Here is a 13702-nt window from a genome sequence, read left to right on the forward strand (position 1 = left end):
CTCAGACCTCCACCGGGATCTTGTTGTATCCCCATTGAAAGCTGGACGGCAGCCGGGTGGCGGCGTCGCCGCGGATCGCGAAGTCGGGCACCCGCCGCAGCCATTCGGCCAGCAGCACATCGATTTCCAGCCGGGCCAGGTGATACCCGATGCAGAAATGTTGGCCCCGGCCGAAGGCCAGCGAGCGGCGGATGGGCCGGTTCCAGATGAATTCGTCGGGCTCGGCATACTCCCGCTCGTCGCGGTTGGCCGACGCCAGCAGCGTGATCACGCGCTGGCCCGGCTTGATCGTCGTGTCGTGAATGGTGAAGGGTTTCCGCGCCGTTCGGGCGAACCACTGCGCCGGCGCGCAATAGCGGATCATCTCCTCGCGTGCGATCGGCACATTGGTGACGGGATCGGCGCAGACCGCTTCCATCTGGTCGGGCCGTCGGCTGAGTTCCCACAGCCCGTGCGCGACGATCTTGGGCACCGTCTCCGTCCCACCGATGAAGATGCACAACATCTGGGTGGCGACCTCGACGTCGGACAGGGCGCTGCCATCGGGCAACCGATAGCCCAGCAGGCCGTCGACGACTGGGAGCGCATCGCCGGGGGAGGCGGCCCGGCGGCCCTCGACCACCGGTGTGAGGTACTCGAGGTAGTTGGGCCGGGCTTGCGCGGTGTCGACGCCGACGCCGGGCTCGGCCAAGCTGCCGGCGTTGACCGCGGCCAGCACCTGCGGGGCGAGATCGTCTGGCAGGCCGAGCAATCCGCACACCATCGAAGCCGCGACGATGCCGCCGTACTCTTGAGTCAGATCGAAGGAGCCCCGTGGCAGTAGCTCATCGAGGCGCTCGTTGGCCAGCGTTCTGATCCGTGCTTCCAGCCCGGCGACCGACCTCGGGCGTAACGGCGCCGAATGCGCGCGACGGATCTCGGCGTACAGATCGGTGTCGAAGACCGCGTGAAACGGCAGCGGGTGCAGCGGCGGATCGTCGAGCGGCCCGTCGTTGTGGGAAGCCAGCACTGACGCCGGGGGCAATGTGCCTTCCGTCGCGACGAACGTTCCGTCGTTGACTTCCAGCACCTGCCAGATGTCCTCGAAACGGGACAGCGCGAAGGTGTCCCACTGCGGCATGTAATACACCGGGTGCTCGTCGCGCAGGATCCGGTAGTAGGGCAGCGGGTTCGCCATGACTTCCGCGTCGAAGGGATCGTACGAGAAGGTCACTGCAGTGGCGATGGGGGTAGGGCCTGCAGAATCGAGTCTTCCCAGCCGTCGCGCAGGGCCGGCGCCACGCTCATCCACGTGACGATCTCGGCCGGCGGGCTCTCCTTCCAGGACGGGTAGTGATTGGCGAAGCACTCCCAGCCGCCGTCGAGCGCCCAGTAGTGGATGACCTCGTTGTAGCGAAACGTGGTGGTGAAGGAGCCCAGCCAGCGCTTGCCCGTGCGCTCCGACCACGGGACGTACAGGCGCTCCAGCTCGCGGATGTAGTCGTCCTGGCGCCCGGGCTTGGTCTGCATGATCTCCTGGATCACCAGCGGAGCAGCGAAATTCGTCTCGCGCAGCTGTTCCAGCGTCCTGTTGCTGGGACCGGGGTACATGATCCGCCCCTCCCCCGAGGCGCCGATGTCGGACAGGTACGCCGCCCACTTGCCGGCCGCGGCTTCGTGGCTGCCGCCGCGCGCCTGCGCTGCGCCGATGCGGGCGTAGTCGGCGAACCCGTCGATCTCCCAGATGACCGTGGCCTGCGGCCAGTGGCCGTTGTAGGGGGTGGTTTCCCAGATTGCGAACAGCCGGGCTCCGAGGTCGTCCATCATCGGCTGGTATGTGTCGGTGAAAGCCTCGGTGAAGCCGTCACTTCGCCCGGATCCCAGTGAAATCGTCTCGTGCAGGTAGAGCAGGGTGTGGCCGTAGTACTTCTTCATCAGTCGAGCCGGGTGGCGGCGTCGCACAGCAGCGTCTCGGTCGGATCGACCGGGCCGCAGCCGATTCCGGCCGCCGCCAGGGCGTGGCCCTTGAATCGGCGCGCGGCCATGCTGAGCACGTGCTGCGCCTGGTTCATCGCGCGGTCGACCGCCAACGGCCATCCGTCACCCCACAACGCGACCTCGGTCAACCGATCACCCATGGCCTCGAGCACCTTCTCGCGCACGCGGGCGTCGGCGGTGAATGCCTCGGCGCTGACCGCCAGGCTGTGGCTCCTCGCGGCCGCCGGATCCGGCTGCTCGTCGGAGTCCACTGCCCGCACCCCGAGGATCCGCAGCGCGCGGGTGTCGCAGCCGTGCGGCAACATGACGGTCACCTCCCAACCGGCCATCACGCGGTCATAGAGCCAGCCCCCGGCGGACTGCACGACATCGGCGGCGCTGGAAGCGACGACGTCCAACCGATATCGCAGACACTCACCATCGGCACGGGTCGACCGCGCGGACCTGACCCGGCCCTGGTGGCCGATGTTGAACGTTGGAGTGACCATCGTTGGTGTTTCCTGCAGCGCTCGTCCTGGGCTTGTTGTCACCGGACAGCGTGACACTTCGGGAAAAATTTGTAAAGGTCGCGGGCCGGTCAGGACCCGCGGCGTGCCTCGAGTTCGGCGAGAATCTCGTCGGTGTGCTGCCCCAGTTCCGGCGCCACGGACCGCGGCGCCCACGGCGTGCCATGGAAATCCGCCGGTGTGGCCACCATCGCCACGCCGGCTTGTCCGTTGGGCACGTCGACGATGCCGCCCGCGGCGTGGAACTGCTCGTCGGCCACCACGTCCTCGAGCGAGTTGACCGGCGACCAGAAGAGGTCGGGTTCGCCCGCGAAGATCTGCGCCCACTCGTCCAGCGGGCGGGTCGCGAAGATCTCGTCCAACTCGGCGATCAGCGGCACCGCATTGGCGGCGCGGGACCGGGCGTCGGCGAACCGGGGATCGTCCGCCCACTCGGGCCGGCCCACGGCGCGGCACAGCGGCGGCCAGTGGCGATCGGCTTCCAGCCCGACGATCCAGAACCGTCGCCCATCACCGGTGGCGTAGTTGTTCATGCACGGGTTGCCCATCGATTCCCGCTGGCCGATCGCGATCTGCTGGCCGGTCAGCAGATAGGTGTTGAGGTCGAAGCCGACCGTGTAGGCACCCTGGCGGTACAGCGACGTGCTCACCAATTGGCCCGCACCGGTGCGTTCGCGGGCGAGCAGCGCCGCGCACACCGCCGCGGCCAGGGTCATCCCGGCGGAGTGGTCACCCATGCCGCCGCGCTGGAACGGGGGCGTGTCGCCGGGCCGGGTGAGCAGGTGGGCCACCCCCGCCCGCGACCAGAACGCGGCCACGTCGTAGGCGGCGCGGTCGGCGTCGGGACCCGTCTCGCCGTACCCGGTGATCAGGCCGTAGACCAGCCGGGGGTTGCGGGCCGACACCGACTCGAAGTCCAGCCCGAGGCGCCGCAGCGCGCCGGGCCGCACATTGGTCACGAAAACGTCGGCGTCGCTGAGCAATTCGAGGGCGGTGTCGCGCCCCTCGTCGGTCGTGAGGTCCAGGACGATGCTGCGCTTGGACCGGTTGTCCATCTCGAACGGCGGGTTGACCCCGAGGTCGCACCCCAGCATCCGGCCGAACAGACGCCCCGGGTCACCGGTCGGCGGTTCGATCTTGATGACGTCGGCGCCCCAGTCGGCCAGGATCCCGCCGGTGGCCGGCCCGGCCACCCACACGCCGAGCTCGACGACCTTGACGCCCTCCACCGGTCCAGCCATGGCTAAGTTCCTACTCCGTGTTGCTGCCGCCTCTCTCAACCGGGTCACGCGGTCGACCATGGCGCTCGGGTAGCTCCCGGCGTAGGGTGCGCGTTGTGGGGGCCGGCCACGATATGCCAGACGACTTGTTGGATCGCAAAGTCATCCGAAGCGTCCGGGTCTTGGTTGGGTCCGAGGTCGGTGGCGTTCAGGCCGCGGCATTCGCCGAACGACACGCACGTAACGCAGCGGAACGCGACATCTGGGCGGCTTTGCGCGAACTTGAGCTGCAAACGCGCGAAGCGGTTTTCGATCAGCTGGGCGGAGCCGCCGCGCGATTCACCGCCACAAAACGCATGGCGAAGACCCTCGGTGGGGCGAATGGGGCGGCCGTGACGGTGTTGCCTCATCAGATGCAGATGCGCTCGCTGGTCGTCGCCACGAAGCTGTTCATCCCGCATTTCCGCAAGCTTGACCAACATTTCGCCGGTGGGCCCCGGGCCGCGTTCTTCCACTATGTCCTCGCGCACGAGCTCGCAATCGCCGAACTGGGTCGGCGAGCGCTCACACACGATGAAGATCCGCTGACCCCGGTCGAGGCACTGCTCGGCGATGTTCCGAAGTGATGGGTTTTGCCACCAGCACCGAGCAGCTCCCATCCGGGAACGCACGACGATTACCGCGACGATGACCGGGTAGCCGAGACGCTGACCCGAATATCGGGTAGTTGAGGGGAAACCGACTGATCTGAAACCAAATACAAGGGGGGCATCGGTCGCCAAGCTTGTCGTCATGTATCCAAAGCCGAAGGATACGGCGCACTTTGAGCGGTTCTACCGCGAAGTCCACGTCCCGCTCGTTGAAAGAATGCCCGGAATCAAGGACTATAGTTACCGCTACCCGACGGGGCCTGACAACCAGGAGGGTGCGTTCTTCTGCTTTTTCCATCGCAACATTCGACAGTCTAGAAGCGATCAAGGATGCGTTCGCTTCTCCTGCCGGTAGGGACGTGATCGCCGACATTCCGAACTATTCGCCCGATCATCACCCCACCATGTTGTTTCTGGAATCGATTGACGGCTGAAGCATCCGCTCATGCGGAGGCTCAGGAAGGAAGACCATGAGCCTGGTAGCCGGACGCGGTCCGCTCAGCACCGATCCGGCCGGGCGGTTCTCGCCGGCGATACCCACCGAGGTCGTGTACATCGAGCCACACCCCCGGCGCGTCCAAGCCTTCCGGGACGGGCGTCCGGTGATCGACACCGAGCGGGCACTGATGGTGCACCGGCGGGGCCGCCCGCTCAGCTACGTGTTTCCGGCCGACGAGGTCGGTGACCTCCCGGCGGAGCCGGAACCCGAAGCGCCGGGCTTCGTCCACGTGCCCTGGGACGCCGTCGACACCTGGCTGGAGGAGGGCCGCGAGCTCGTCCACTACCCGCCGAATCCCTACCATCGCGTCGACTGCCGCCCGACGCGGCGCCGGCTGCGCGTCTCGGTCGCCGGCGCCACACTGGTGGACACCGACGACACACTGATCCTGTTCGAAACGGCGCTCGAGGCTCGTCTTTACGTCGACCCGAAGCACGTACGCACCGATCTGCTGCGGCGATCGGAGACGTCGAGCTACTGCAACTACAAGGGCTTTGCGACCTACTGGTCCGTCGCCCTCGACGACCGCACCGTCGACGACGTCGCCTGGAGCTACGAGGACCCACCCCCCGAATGCCTGCCCATCAAAGGATTCCTGAGCTTCGACACCGCCCGGGCGGATGTGACGGCCCAACTGCCACTCACTTGAGCCGCGAAAGTGCAACTGGCAACGCATTTCCCGAGTGCCGCCGTCGGCAGTTGCACCTTCGCGGCGAAATCAGGAGTAACTAGGACGCCCCAGCCGCAGCGCGTGCTGCGCGATCATGTTGCGGAACACCTCCAGGGTTCCGCCGTAGATCCCGAGCGGCAACGAAAGACGGTAAAGGTGTTCTGCCGCACCGTCGCTCGCGGCACCCCGGGCGCCGGTGGGCAGCGCCGACGCCGCCCCGAGGATGTCCATCAGGTCCGGGGTGATGTCGCGCATCGTCTGCGCGATCGCCACGCGACCGAACATTCCGGGCGTGGACAGCGCCGCCTCCATCCGTGCGACGGCCCGTCCGAGGCGGTATTTCACCGACTCGTCGTCCACTTCGGCAACAAGCGCCGCGACGGTGTCGACCACTTCGGCCATCAGATCGCCGTGGCCCGCCATCGCCGCAACGTATTGCAGCCCATGGTTTTCCGGGTCTACCATGCCGTGCTCGGAGTCCAGCGCCGCGCGCATCACCGTCCAGCCGCCGTTCACCTCGCCGATGCGGTGGAGGTCATCGACGCGCACGTCGCTGTAGTAGACGATGTTGGTGCGGTCGCCGTCCAGGGTGCGGATGGGTTGGATCTCGATGCCCGGCGAGTCGAGGGGGACCAGAAACATGGTCAGGTTCTTGTGTTTCGGGCCCTGCGGGTCGGTGTTGGTGAGCAGGAAGACGTACCGGGCGTTCTGCGCGTTCGAGGTGAACATCTTGGAGCCATTAATGATCCAGCTAGATCCATCCGCGTCCCGCACCGCCCGGGTCTTGCAGGTGGCGACATCGGAGCCGCCCTCCGGCTCGGTGTACCCCAGGCACAGCCGGATTTCGCCGGACAGCACGCCGGGCACGACCTTGTCGGCCAGCTCTGGCGCGCCGAATTGCTGGACCAGCCGGGCGACGACGGACGTGGTGCCCCAGTGGTACCACGGCGTGTGGGCCCGGGCGATCTCGAGTGCGAAGATGCGCCGTCGGACCGGGCTGAACCCGCCGTCGGCCTCCGCCTTCCAATCCGAGGCCAGATAGCCGGCCTCACCGAGCGCCAAATGCACTCTCTCGTCGAAGTTTTCGCCGAACTCAAGCTGGCGGGCGAGCACCTCGTCGGTGACGTGCTTGGCGATGAAGGCCCGGGTCTCGTCGAGAAATTCCCGGTCTTCGGCGGAGAGTTCGACCCGTGAAAAGTCCATTTAGATCGCGTCGACCACCTGGGTTCGGAACCGGTCGAGGGTCTCTAGCGCGTGCGCCACGCTGTCGCCGGGCAGCCCGACGCTCACCCACGTCACGCCCACTGCCGCAAGCTTTTCCAATCCGTCGAGGTACGCGTCGGCGTTGAACTCATCGGACGCGGGGCTGCCGCCCTCGAAGTTGGTGAAGGTGACGTCGATCGCGGACCAGTCGCGGCCCGCCGCGTCGCAGCGCCGGCGCAGATCGTCGATGCCCTCCGTGAGGCGCTGCACCGAGTCGATCACCGCAGTGCCCGCGGTCTGGGCCAGCTGCGGCGGAGCCGGAAACGGGCACCAGCCGTCGCCGTACTGCGCGACGCGCCGGCGCGCGGTCGTCGTGTTGCCGCCGATCCAGATCGGTGGGCAGGTGGCCGGCCGCGGGTGGGCCGTGATGCCCCGGGCGGTGAAATGCTTTCCCTCGAAGGTGATGTCGTCGCCGGTCCAGATGGTCCGGATCACCTGCAGCGCTTCCTCGAACAGCTCGGCGCGCTCGTCGTAGTTCACACCCAGCGCCGCGAACTCGCGCTTGAGATAGCCCACGCCGACGGCCAGAGTGAAGCGGCCGCCCGAAAGCAGGTCCAGCGAGGCCCCGGACTTGGCCACCACGAACGGGTTTCGATACGGCAGCACCACGATGTTGGGGATCAGCCGCAGCGTCGTCGTTCTGGCGGCCGCATAACCCAGCGCCACAAAGGGATCCAGCGCGTCGTGCCCGCCGGCCTCCAGCCACCGCTGCGAGGGCGCCGGGTGGTCGGTGAAGCCGAACCCGTGAATTCCGGCCGCCTCGGCAGCTGCCGCCACCTTCCCGATGCCCTCCCCGCTCACCAGTTCCGGGTTATACGGATGGCTGTGCATCGGATGGGTGATGGTGAAGCGCATGAAGGCGGCCAGACGCTAGAACCGCGCGCGGGAATCGATGGCCGTGTCGCTGGTGCGCAACGGACGGATCAGCGCCTCCTGGGCGAACGAGCACAGCAGCTCGCCCTCCTCGGAGTGCACGGTGCCGCGCACGTACGACATTCCCGCGCCGACCTGGGTGCTCTCGTGGGTGTAGAGCAGCCAACCCTGCCAGCGCACCGGCTCGTGGAACGCGACGGAGATGCTCATCGGCGCAGTGGACACGGTCAGGTGCGCCTGGGCGGTGCCAATGCCCGGGTGCGCGCGCATGGTGGTGGAAATGCCCAGGTGGCCGGTGAAGTACGCCAGCAGCGCCTTGGCCAGGTCATCCCGGGTGGGGATCGGCTCGTAACGCAGCCAGGCGTAAAGCTCCGGCGGCCCGACCTCGTCGGGGCTGTTCACATCGACGACGTCGACGAGGCGCAGCTCGCGTCCGACCATCGGCATCGGCGAGGGGTGGGCTTCGGCGGGCCCGGCCACGTCGGGCCGCGGCAGATGGTGGCGAATGACGTCGTCGGTCGGGACGTCGGCCAGCACGGTGATGCTCAGGCAGCGCCGACCGTTCTGATGCACGGCGACCACCGCGGTCGCGGTGGACCGGCCCTCGGACACCACGTCGAGCACCAATTCGATCGGCGGGCCGACGGTGACCGCGCGGGAGAACACCGCGTGCGCCGAGCGCACGGACTTGTCCGGGAATCGTTTGGCCACCGCGACGATCGCCTGGGCGAGCACCTGGGTGCCCTCCACCACCTGCCGTTCGTCGGCGACGGCGATGCCGGTGTCGCCGGTGAACCGATCTTGCCCGTCGGCCCGCACGTCGAAGAGATCCAGCAGGCCCTGCACCGTCCACTCGGTCTGCTCGGATTCCTCGGAAGCTTTAGTCAAGTCCGCTCCATCTCTCGCGCCGGCAGCTCACGGCTCAGCGTGACACTTTGAGTAGGATTTGTAAAGCTTGGCTAACAAACCGGGCGAGATTGACACCGGCACACGTCCTGCATGACACTTTCCCGATGTTTTGTAAAGGCCCGGCCGGATGATCCCCGAGCCCCTGGCCAACGGCTTCTGCTTCGGTGAAGGCCCGCGGTGGTTCGAGGGACTGCTGTGGTTCTCCGACATGCTCGGCGAGGCCGTCCACACCGCGGACATGCGCGGCTCGCTGACCACGTTGCCGCTGCCCGGGCGCTCCCCGTCCGGCCTGGGGTTCCGCCCCGACGGGTCACTGCTGATCGCCTCGACCGAAGACCGCCAGGTGCTGCGCTACGACGGCGAAACGGTCGTGACCATCGCCGATCTCGCCTACCTGACGCCGGCCAATCTGGGTGACATGGTCGTTGACGACGCCGGGCGGGCCTACATCGGATGCCAGGCGTTCTCCGGTGGCGCGATCATCCGCCTCGATGCCGACGACACCGCCGCTGTTGTCGCCGAGGACCTGGATTTTCCCAACGGCATGGTGATCACCCCCGACCGAAGGACGTTGATCGTCGCCGAATCGACGGCCCGCCGGCTGTCCGCGTTCACCATCGACGACGACGGTGGGCTCGGTGCGCGTCGGGTCTTCGCCGACGGCCTCGACGGGCCACCGGACGGCATCGCGCTCGACGCCGAGGGCGGGGTGTGGGCGTCGATGACGCTGGCCCACCAGTTCGAGCGGATCACCGAAGGCGGCGTGGTGACCGATCGGATCGACATGGGCGAGCGGGTGGCCATCGCGTGCGCGTTCGGCGGCCCCTCGCGCCGCACGCTGTTCCTGCTCTCCAGCACCGACGCCTATCCCGCGCGCCTGATCGGCACCAAGTTGTCGCGGCTGGACGCCGTGACGGTGGACACCCCCGGCGCTGGCCTACCCTGACACCCCGGAAGGTGGACGAGTGACGGATTCCTATTACGAGCTGATCGACGGCGCCGACCCGTTGGGCGAGAAGTTCCGGGCCACCGACCTCGCGCGCGGCACCTGGTCGGCCGCGATCCAGCACGGCGGACCGGTATCGGCGCTGCTGGTCCGGGCGCTGGAGCGCTGCGCCCGGCGCGACGACACTCGGCTGTCCCGCGTCGTCATCGACCTGCTGGGCGGGGTGCCGGCCGAGGGCGACCTGTGGGTGAGCTCCCAGGTGCAGCGCGGCGGCAAGCAGATCGAGTTGGTCAGCGCCGAGATGCTCGCCGTGGGTCCCGACGGCGGGCCGCGGCCGGTGGCTCGCGCCAGCGGCTGGCGGTTGCAGCGGCAGGACACGCGGGCAATTGCTCACGCCGCGACCGAGCCGCCGCGGCCGCGGGCCGAGGCCCGCAACCGCAACCTCAAGGCGCTGGACTGGGACCGCAACTACGTGCACAGCCTCGAGTGGCTCTGGCTGACCGAGCCGCTCAGCGCGGGTCCGGGCGAATCCTGGATCAATCCGACGGTCGACCTCGTCAAGGGCGAGGCCATGACGCCGCTGGAGCGGCTGTTCGCGGTGGCCGACTGCGCCAACGGCATCGGCAGCAAGCTGGACATCACCAAGTGGACGTTCCTCAACACCGACCTCGCCGTGCACGTGTTCCGGATCCCCGACGGCGACTGGATCGGCATTCGCGCGGAGACCAGCTACGGGCCGGACGGAGTGGGGACGACGGTCGGCACGCTGTTCGACGAGGGGGGCGCGGTCGGCGCCATCCAGCAGTGTGTGCTGGTGCGGGCGCGTCCCGGCCGGGAAACGAAAAAACCGTGACACCTTGTCGATACTTCGTAAAGTTTCTCTTATGAGCCAACCGGCCCAAGCGGCAGAGTTCGACACCTCGACGCGGCAACGCATCCTCGACGCCACCGCCGAGGTGCTCGGCCGCAACGGCAAGACCAAGCTCAGCCTGTCGGAGGTGGCCGCCCAGGCGGGGGTGTCGCGCCCCACGCTCTACCGCTGGTTCGCCTCCAAAGAGGAACTGCTGTCGGCGTTTTCGCAATACGAGCGGCAGGCCTTCGAGAGCGGCCTGGTCAGGGCCACGGCCGGATTGAAGGGGGTCGACAAGCTCGACGCCGTGCTGCGGTTCATCGTCGAGTTCCAGCATTCGTACTCGGGCGTGCGCATGGTCGACGTCGAACCCGAGCACACGATCGCCCAGTTCGGTCGCGTCATCCCCGAGATGCGCGACGGGTTGCAACGGCACCTTTCCGGACCCAACGCGGCGGTGAAGGCCGCGACGGTCATCAGGATCGCGATCTCGCACTACATCGTCCGCAGCGACGATGCCGATCAGTTCCTGGAGCAACTGCGCCACGCCGTCGGGATCAAGGGCACCTCCTGATCCCCGCGAGGTGGGGGCACCGCCCGCTTGCGGGTGAGCGTGTTTGTACGGCAACACGCCGTATTGCGCGTACAACTGCGCACCCTCGCGGCAGGAAGGTTCAGTCGAACAGCACCGCGGCGTTGAGGTAGCCGGTCGGGTCCAGGGCGCTTTTGACCGCCCGCATCGCGGCGATGTCGGCGGCCTCCCGCGACATGCCCAGGTAGGGGCGCTTGCGGCTGCCGACGCCGTGCTCGGAGCTGACGTTGCCCCCACACCGCGCGATGAGGTCCATCATCGGCTCGTACAGCGCCGGCTCCTGCTCGACCGGGCAACGCAGCACGTTGAGGTGCAGATTGCCCTCACCGATGTGACCGAACAACACCGGCACCGCCTCGGGCACCCGAGCACCGATCAAGGCGACGGCCCCGCGGGCGAACCCGTCGATCGCCGACAGGGGCAGCGACACGTCGAACTTCAGCGGCGGCCCATACACGCCCAGCACGTCGGCGAGCGCTTCCCGCACGCGCCACAACCGTTGCTGCGCAGCGACATCCACGCCGACCGCCGGTTCGGCGCACAACCGCACACCGTCCAGGAGGTCGGCGAGCCGATCGGTCTGGTCGTGGTCGCCGGCCAGTTCCACGAGCAGCAGCCAGTCGCCGGCGACCGGCGCGCCGACCCCGAGATGCTCGGCAGTCAGGACCGCGGCCCGGCCGTCGATCAGCTCCAGCGCCGCGATCCCGTCGGCGTCCCGAAAGGTGCGCCCGGCCGCCACCAGCGCCTCGAGGTCGGCGAACCCGCAGACCGCCGTCGCCCGGTGCGACGGTGTGGGATGCAAGCGCAGGTCCAGCGCGGTGATCACGCCGAGCGTGCCCTCGGCGCCCACGAACAGCGCCGGCAGGTCATACCCGGTGTTGTCGCGGCGTACCAGGCTGTGGCGTCGCATCAGCGAACCGTCCGGCAGCGCCACCTGCAAGCCCACGACCTGCTCGCCCATGTTGCCGTAGCGAACGGTGCGCAGGCCGCCGGCATTGGTGGCGGCCATGCCGCCGACGGTCGCGGTGTCCCGGGCGGCCAGGTCGACGCCGAACACCAAACCCGCTGCGGCAGCGGCACTCTGAACGGCGGCCAGGGTGGCGCCGGCACCGGCCGAAACGCGGCGCTCGACGATATCGACGTCGCCGACGGCGTTGAGCCGTTCGGTGGACAGCAGGACGTCGTCGTGCTCGGGGACGGTGCCGGCCACCAGCGAGGTGCGACCGCCCTGCACCGTCACGTGCGACCCGGCGTCGCGGCATACCCGCAACACGTCGGCGACCTGCTCGGCGGACCCGGGTCGCACCAGCGCGCTCGCCTGCCCGCGGTAGCGGCCGGTGTAGTCCACGCTGCGGCCGGCCAGCACGTCGGTATCGGTGACGACGTGTTGGGAACCGACGATCCTTTTCAGCTCCACGAGCCTGCCTGGCATGCTCGCGGTTATAGCACCGCCGGATGGTCCCCGACCAAAGCCCCCGCTGCGCGATTCAGCCGACGCTGCGGTTTGTCCGCTCGCTGAGGAAGTTTGACCACGACACCACCTCGGGGTGCCGCTGGAGCAGGGCTCGCCGCTGGCGCTCCGTCATGCCGCCCCACACACCGAATTCCACGCGGTTGTCCAACGCTTCCGCGGCGCACTCCCGCATGACCGGGCAATGACGGCAGACCACCGCGGCCTTGCGTTGGGCGGCACCGGTGACGAAGAGCCGGTCGGGATCGGCGTGGCGGCACAAGGCCCTCGACACCCAGCCGGCGTCTTCGTCCTCGGCCGGGTTGCCGGCCACCCCCCGCATAACCACCCGGTGCGGCCGTTGACCGCCGGGCTGTGACCCTGACATGAGCAGTCCCCTTCTCCCGGCCCGAGATCGCCACACACGTCCTTGCCTGCATGAATTCCCGGCGTCGCGCCGCTTAAACGACACCAGTTGAATAATCGGCGGCCGCCACCGAAACCGTGGCCGAAGCCCCCGCGACGCCCCGGTTAAGGCCGACGGCTTCGCTTCAGAACTCCTTGTGCGGCACGTCTGTGACCAGCCCGCCGTCCATGACGAATTCGCTGCCGGTCGTGTAGGACGACTCGTCGCTGGCGAGGAACAGCACGAACGTCGACACTTCCCGCGCCTCGCCCGGGCGCCCCAAGGGAACCGTGACCATGTCCTCGGGCAGCTTCGCGGTCATCGGGGTGCGGATGAAGCCGGGGTGGATCGAGTTGACCCTGATGTTGAGCGGCGCGAGTTCCAGCGCCGCCGACTTGGCCAGGCCGCGCACCGCCCACTTCGACGCGACGTACGGGTGCACCGCGGGCGCGCCCCGCAGCCCCTCGATCGACGACACGTTGATGATCGACCCGCCGCCCGCCTCGGTCATCGGGTCGACGGCCACCCGCATGCCCAGGAAGGTGCCGGTCAGATTGACGTCAATCACCTTCTGCCACTTGCCCAGATCGAAATTTCTCAGCTGCCCCAGCGCCACGATGCCGGCGTTGTTGACCAACACGTTGAGCCTGCCGAATTCGCCGGTCGCCGTCGCGACCGCGGCATCCCACTGGTCGGGCTGGGTGACGTCGAGGTGGACGTAGCGCGCGGCGTCGCCGAGCTCGTCGGCCAGCGCCTTGCCCTCGTCATCGAGGATGTCGCCGATCACCACCTTGGCGCCCTCTTCCACGAGCATCCGGGCGTGCGAGGCGCCCATCCCGCGGGCGCCACCGCTGATCAGCGCAACTTTGCCGTCTACTCGTCCCACTCGGG

16 protein-coding genes and 1 pseudogene are annotated in these 13702 nt (G+C 68.2%); 7 read left to right on the forward strand and 10 right to left on the reverse strand.

The window, feature by feature from the left end:
• Position 1: 1 nt before the first annotated feature.
• The 4 genes from A5696_RS25780 to A5696_RS25795 form a co-directional block, all read right to left on the reverse strand.
• Positions 2 to 1213: a cytochrome P450 gene (locus A5696_RS25780; RefSeq protein ID WP_067883893.1), complete on the reverse strand. Its 1212-nt coding sequence runs from the start codon at positions 1211 to 1213 to the stop codon at positions 2 to 4.
• Complete coding sequence (locus A5696_RS25785) at positions 1210 to 1914, reverse strand: NIPSNAP family protein (RefSeq protein ID WP_067883895.1); 705 nt, start codon at positions 1912 to 1914, stop codon at positions 1210 to 1212. The genes A5696_RS25780 and A5696_RS25785 overlap by 4 nt, the downstream gene beginning before the upstream one ends.
• Positions 1914 to 2465 (reverse strand): hypothetical protein, encoded by a 552-nt coding sequence (locus A5696_RS25790; protein ID WP_067883897.1) that lies wholly within the window; start codon positions 2463 to 2465, stop codon positions 1914 to 1916. The genes A5696_RS25785 and A5696_RS25790 overlap by 1 nt, the downstream gene beginning before the upstream one ends.
• An 89-nt stretch (positions 2466 to 2554) precedes the next feature.
• A complete protein-coding gene (locus A5696_RS25795; RefSeq protein ID WP_067883899.1) occupies positions 2555 to 3724 on the reverse strand; it encodes a CaiB/BaiF CoA-transferase family protein in 1170 nt (389 codons plus the stop codon).
• 95 nt (positions 3725 to 3819) lie between these two features.
• Between A5696_RS25795 and A5696_RS25800 the strand changes: the two genes are divergently transcribed.
• The 4 genes and pseudogenes from A5696_RS25800 (at position 3820) to A5696_RS25805 (ending at position 5501) form a co-directional block, all read left to right on the forward strand.
• A complete protein-coding gene (locus tag A5696_RS25800) occupies positions 3820 to 4329 on the forward strand; it encodes a hypothetical protein (protein WP_156738593.1) in 510 nt (169 codons plus the stop codon).
• A gap of 121 nt (positions 4330 to 4450) precedes the next feature.
• Positions 4451 to 4585, forward strand: a pseudogene (locus A5696_RS29290) (EthD family reductase); the annotation flags it as partial.
• A gap of 43 nt (positions 4586 to 4628) precedes the next feature.
• Positions 4629 to 4787, forward strand: a complete 159-nt coding sequence (locus A5696_RS28585; protein WP_231964592.1) for an EthD family reductase — start codon at positions 4629 to 4631, stop codon at positions 4785 to 4787.
• Positions 4788 to 4823: 36 nt separating this feature from the next.
• A complete protein-coding gene (locus A5696_RS25805) occupies positions 4824 to 5501 on the forward strand; it encodes a DUF427 domain-containing protein (RefSeq protein ID WP_067883902.1) in 678 nt (225 codons plus the stop codon).
• 69 nt (positions 5502 to 5570) lie between these two features.
• Here the strand turns inward: A5696_RS25805 and A5696_RS25810 are convergent, their stop codons facing one another.
• Genes A5696_RS25810 through A5696_RS25820 form a run of 3 tightly spaced genes read right to left on the reverse strand, consistent with a single transcriptional unit; the run spans position 5571 to position 8546 of the window.
• Positions 5571 to 6725, reverse strand: a complete 1155-nt coding sequence (locus A5696_RS25810) for an acyl-CoA dehydrogenase family protein (protein WP_067883904.1) — start codon at positions 6723 to 6725, stop codon at positions 5571 to 5573.
• Entirely contained in the window at positions 6726 to 7640 is a 915-nt protein-coding gene (locus A5696_RS25815) for an LLM class F420-dependent oxidoreductase (RefSeq protein WP_067883906.1), read from the reverse strand.
• Between the two features lie 15 nt (positions 7641 to 7655).
• Positions 7656 to 8546, reverse strand: a complete 891-nt coding sequence (locus A5696_RS25820) for an acyl-CoA thioesterase II (RefSeq protein WP_067883908.1) — start codon at positions 8544 to 8546, stop codon at positions 7656 to 7658.
• Positions 8547 to 8694: 148 nt separating this feature from the next.
• Between A5696_RS25820 and A5696_RS25825 the strand changes: the two genes are divergently transcribed.
• The 3 genes from A5696_RS25825 to A5696_RS25835 are packed head-to-tail and all read left to right on the forward strand — an operon-like array spanning position 8695 to position 10937.
• Complete coding sequence (locus A5696_RS25825; RefSeq protein WP_067883909.1) at positions 8695 to 9513, forward strand: SMP-30/gluconolactonase/LRE family protein; 819 nt, start codon at positions 8695 to 8697, stop codon at positions 9511 to 9513.
• Between the two features lie 19 nt (positions 9514 to 9532).
• Entirely contained in the window at positions 9533 to 10366 is an 834-nt protein-coding gene (locus A5696_RS25830) for a thioesterase family protein (protein ID WP_067883911.1), read from the forward strand.
• Between the two features lie 31 nt (positions 10367 to 10397).
• The gene (locus tag A5696_RS25835; RefSeq protein ID WP_067883913.1) at positions 10398 to 10937 is read left to right on the forward strand and encodes a TetR/AcrR family transcriptional regulator; all 540 of its coding nucleotides are present in this window, start codon (positions 10398 to 10400) and stop codon (positions 10935 to 10937) included.
• Positions 10938 to 11037: 100 nt separating this feature from the next.
• Here A5696_RS25835 and A5696_RS25840 read toward each other — a convergent pair whose 3' ends face one another.
• The 3 genes from A5696_RS25840 to A5696_RS25850 form a co-directional block, all read right to left on the reverse strand.
• The gene (locus A5696_RS25840) at positions 11038 to 12387 is read right to left on the reverse strand and encodes an FAD-binding oxidoreductase (protein WP_067883915.1); all 1350 of its coding nucleotides are present in this window, start codon (positions 12385 to 12387) and stop codon (positions 11038 to 11040) included.
• A gap of 55 nt (positions 12388 to 12442) precedes the next feature.
• Positions 12443 to 12793: a WhiB family transcriptional regulator gene (locus tag A5696_RS25845; protein WP_067883917.1), complete on the reverse strand. Its 351-nt coding sequence runs from the start codon at positions 12791 to 12793 to the stop codon at positions 12443 to 12445.
• A gap of 163 nt (positions 12794 to 12956) precedes the next feature.
• Entirely contained in the window at positions 12957 to 13697 is a 741-nt protein-coding gene (locus A5696_RS25850; protein WP_067883918.1) for a glucose 1-dehydrogenase, read from the reverse strand.
• Positions 13698 to 13702 lie beyond the last annotated feature (5 nt).

It is taken from the genome of Mycobacterium sp. E2699 (genome assembly GCF_001666745.1).
In the GTDB taxonomy this organism is placed as follows: Bacteria; Actinomycetota; Actinomycetes; order Mycobacteriales; family Mycobacteriaceae; genus Mycobacterium.

Excerpts from the sequence above, each read along its gene's own strand:
- A5696_RS25805 (WP_067883902.1), top strand. The coding sequence starts at position 4,824 with ATGAGCCTGGTAGCCGGACGCGGTCCGCTCAGCACCGATCCGGCCGGG.
- A5696_RS25785 (WP_067883895.1), bottom strand. The coding sequence starts at position 1,914 with ATGAAGAAGTACTACGGCCACACCCTGCTCTACCTGCACGAGACGATT.
- A5696_RS25845 (WP_067883917.1), bottom strand. The coding sequence starts at position 12,793 with ATGTCAGGGTCACAGCCCGGCGGTCAACGGCCGCACCGGGTGGTTATG.
- A5696_RS25815 (WP_067883906.1), bottom strand. The coding sequence starts at position 7,640 with ATGCGCTTCACCATCACCCATCCGATGCACAGCCATCCGTATAACCCG.
- A5696_RS25840 (WP_067883915.1), bottom strand. The coding sequence starts at position 12,387 with ATGCCAGGCAGGCTCGTGGAGCTGAAAAGGATCGTCGGTTCCCAACAC.
- A5696_RS25825 (WP_067883909.1), top strand. The coding sequence starts at position 8,695 with ATGATCCCCGAGCCCCTGGCCAACGGCTTCTGCTTCGGTGAAGGCCCG.
- A5696_RS25790 (WP_067883897.1), bottom strand. The coding sequence starts at position 2,465 with ATGGTCACTCCAACGTTCAACATCGGCCACCAGGGCCGGGTCAGGTCC.
- A5696_RS25795 (WP_067883899.1), bottom strand. The coding sequence starts at position 3,724 with ATGGCTGGACCGGTGGAGGGCGTCAAGGTCGTCGAGCTCGGCGTGTGG.
- A5696_RS25835 (WP_067883913.1), top strand. The coding sequence starts at position 10,398 with ATGAGCCAACCGGCCCAAGCGGCAGAGTTCGACACCTCGACGCGGCAA.
- A5696_RS25810 (WP_067883904.1), bottom strand. The coding sequence starts at position 6,725 with ATGGACTTTTCACGGGTCGAACTCTCCGCCGAAGACCGGGAATTTCTC.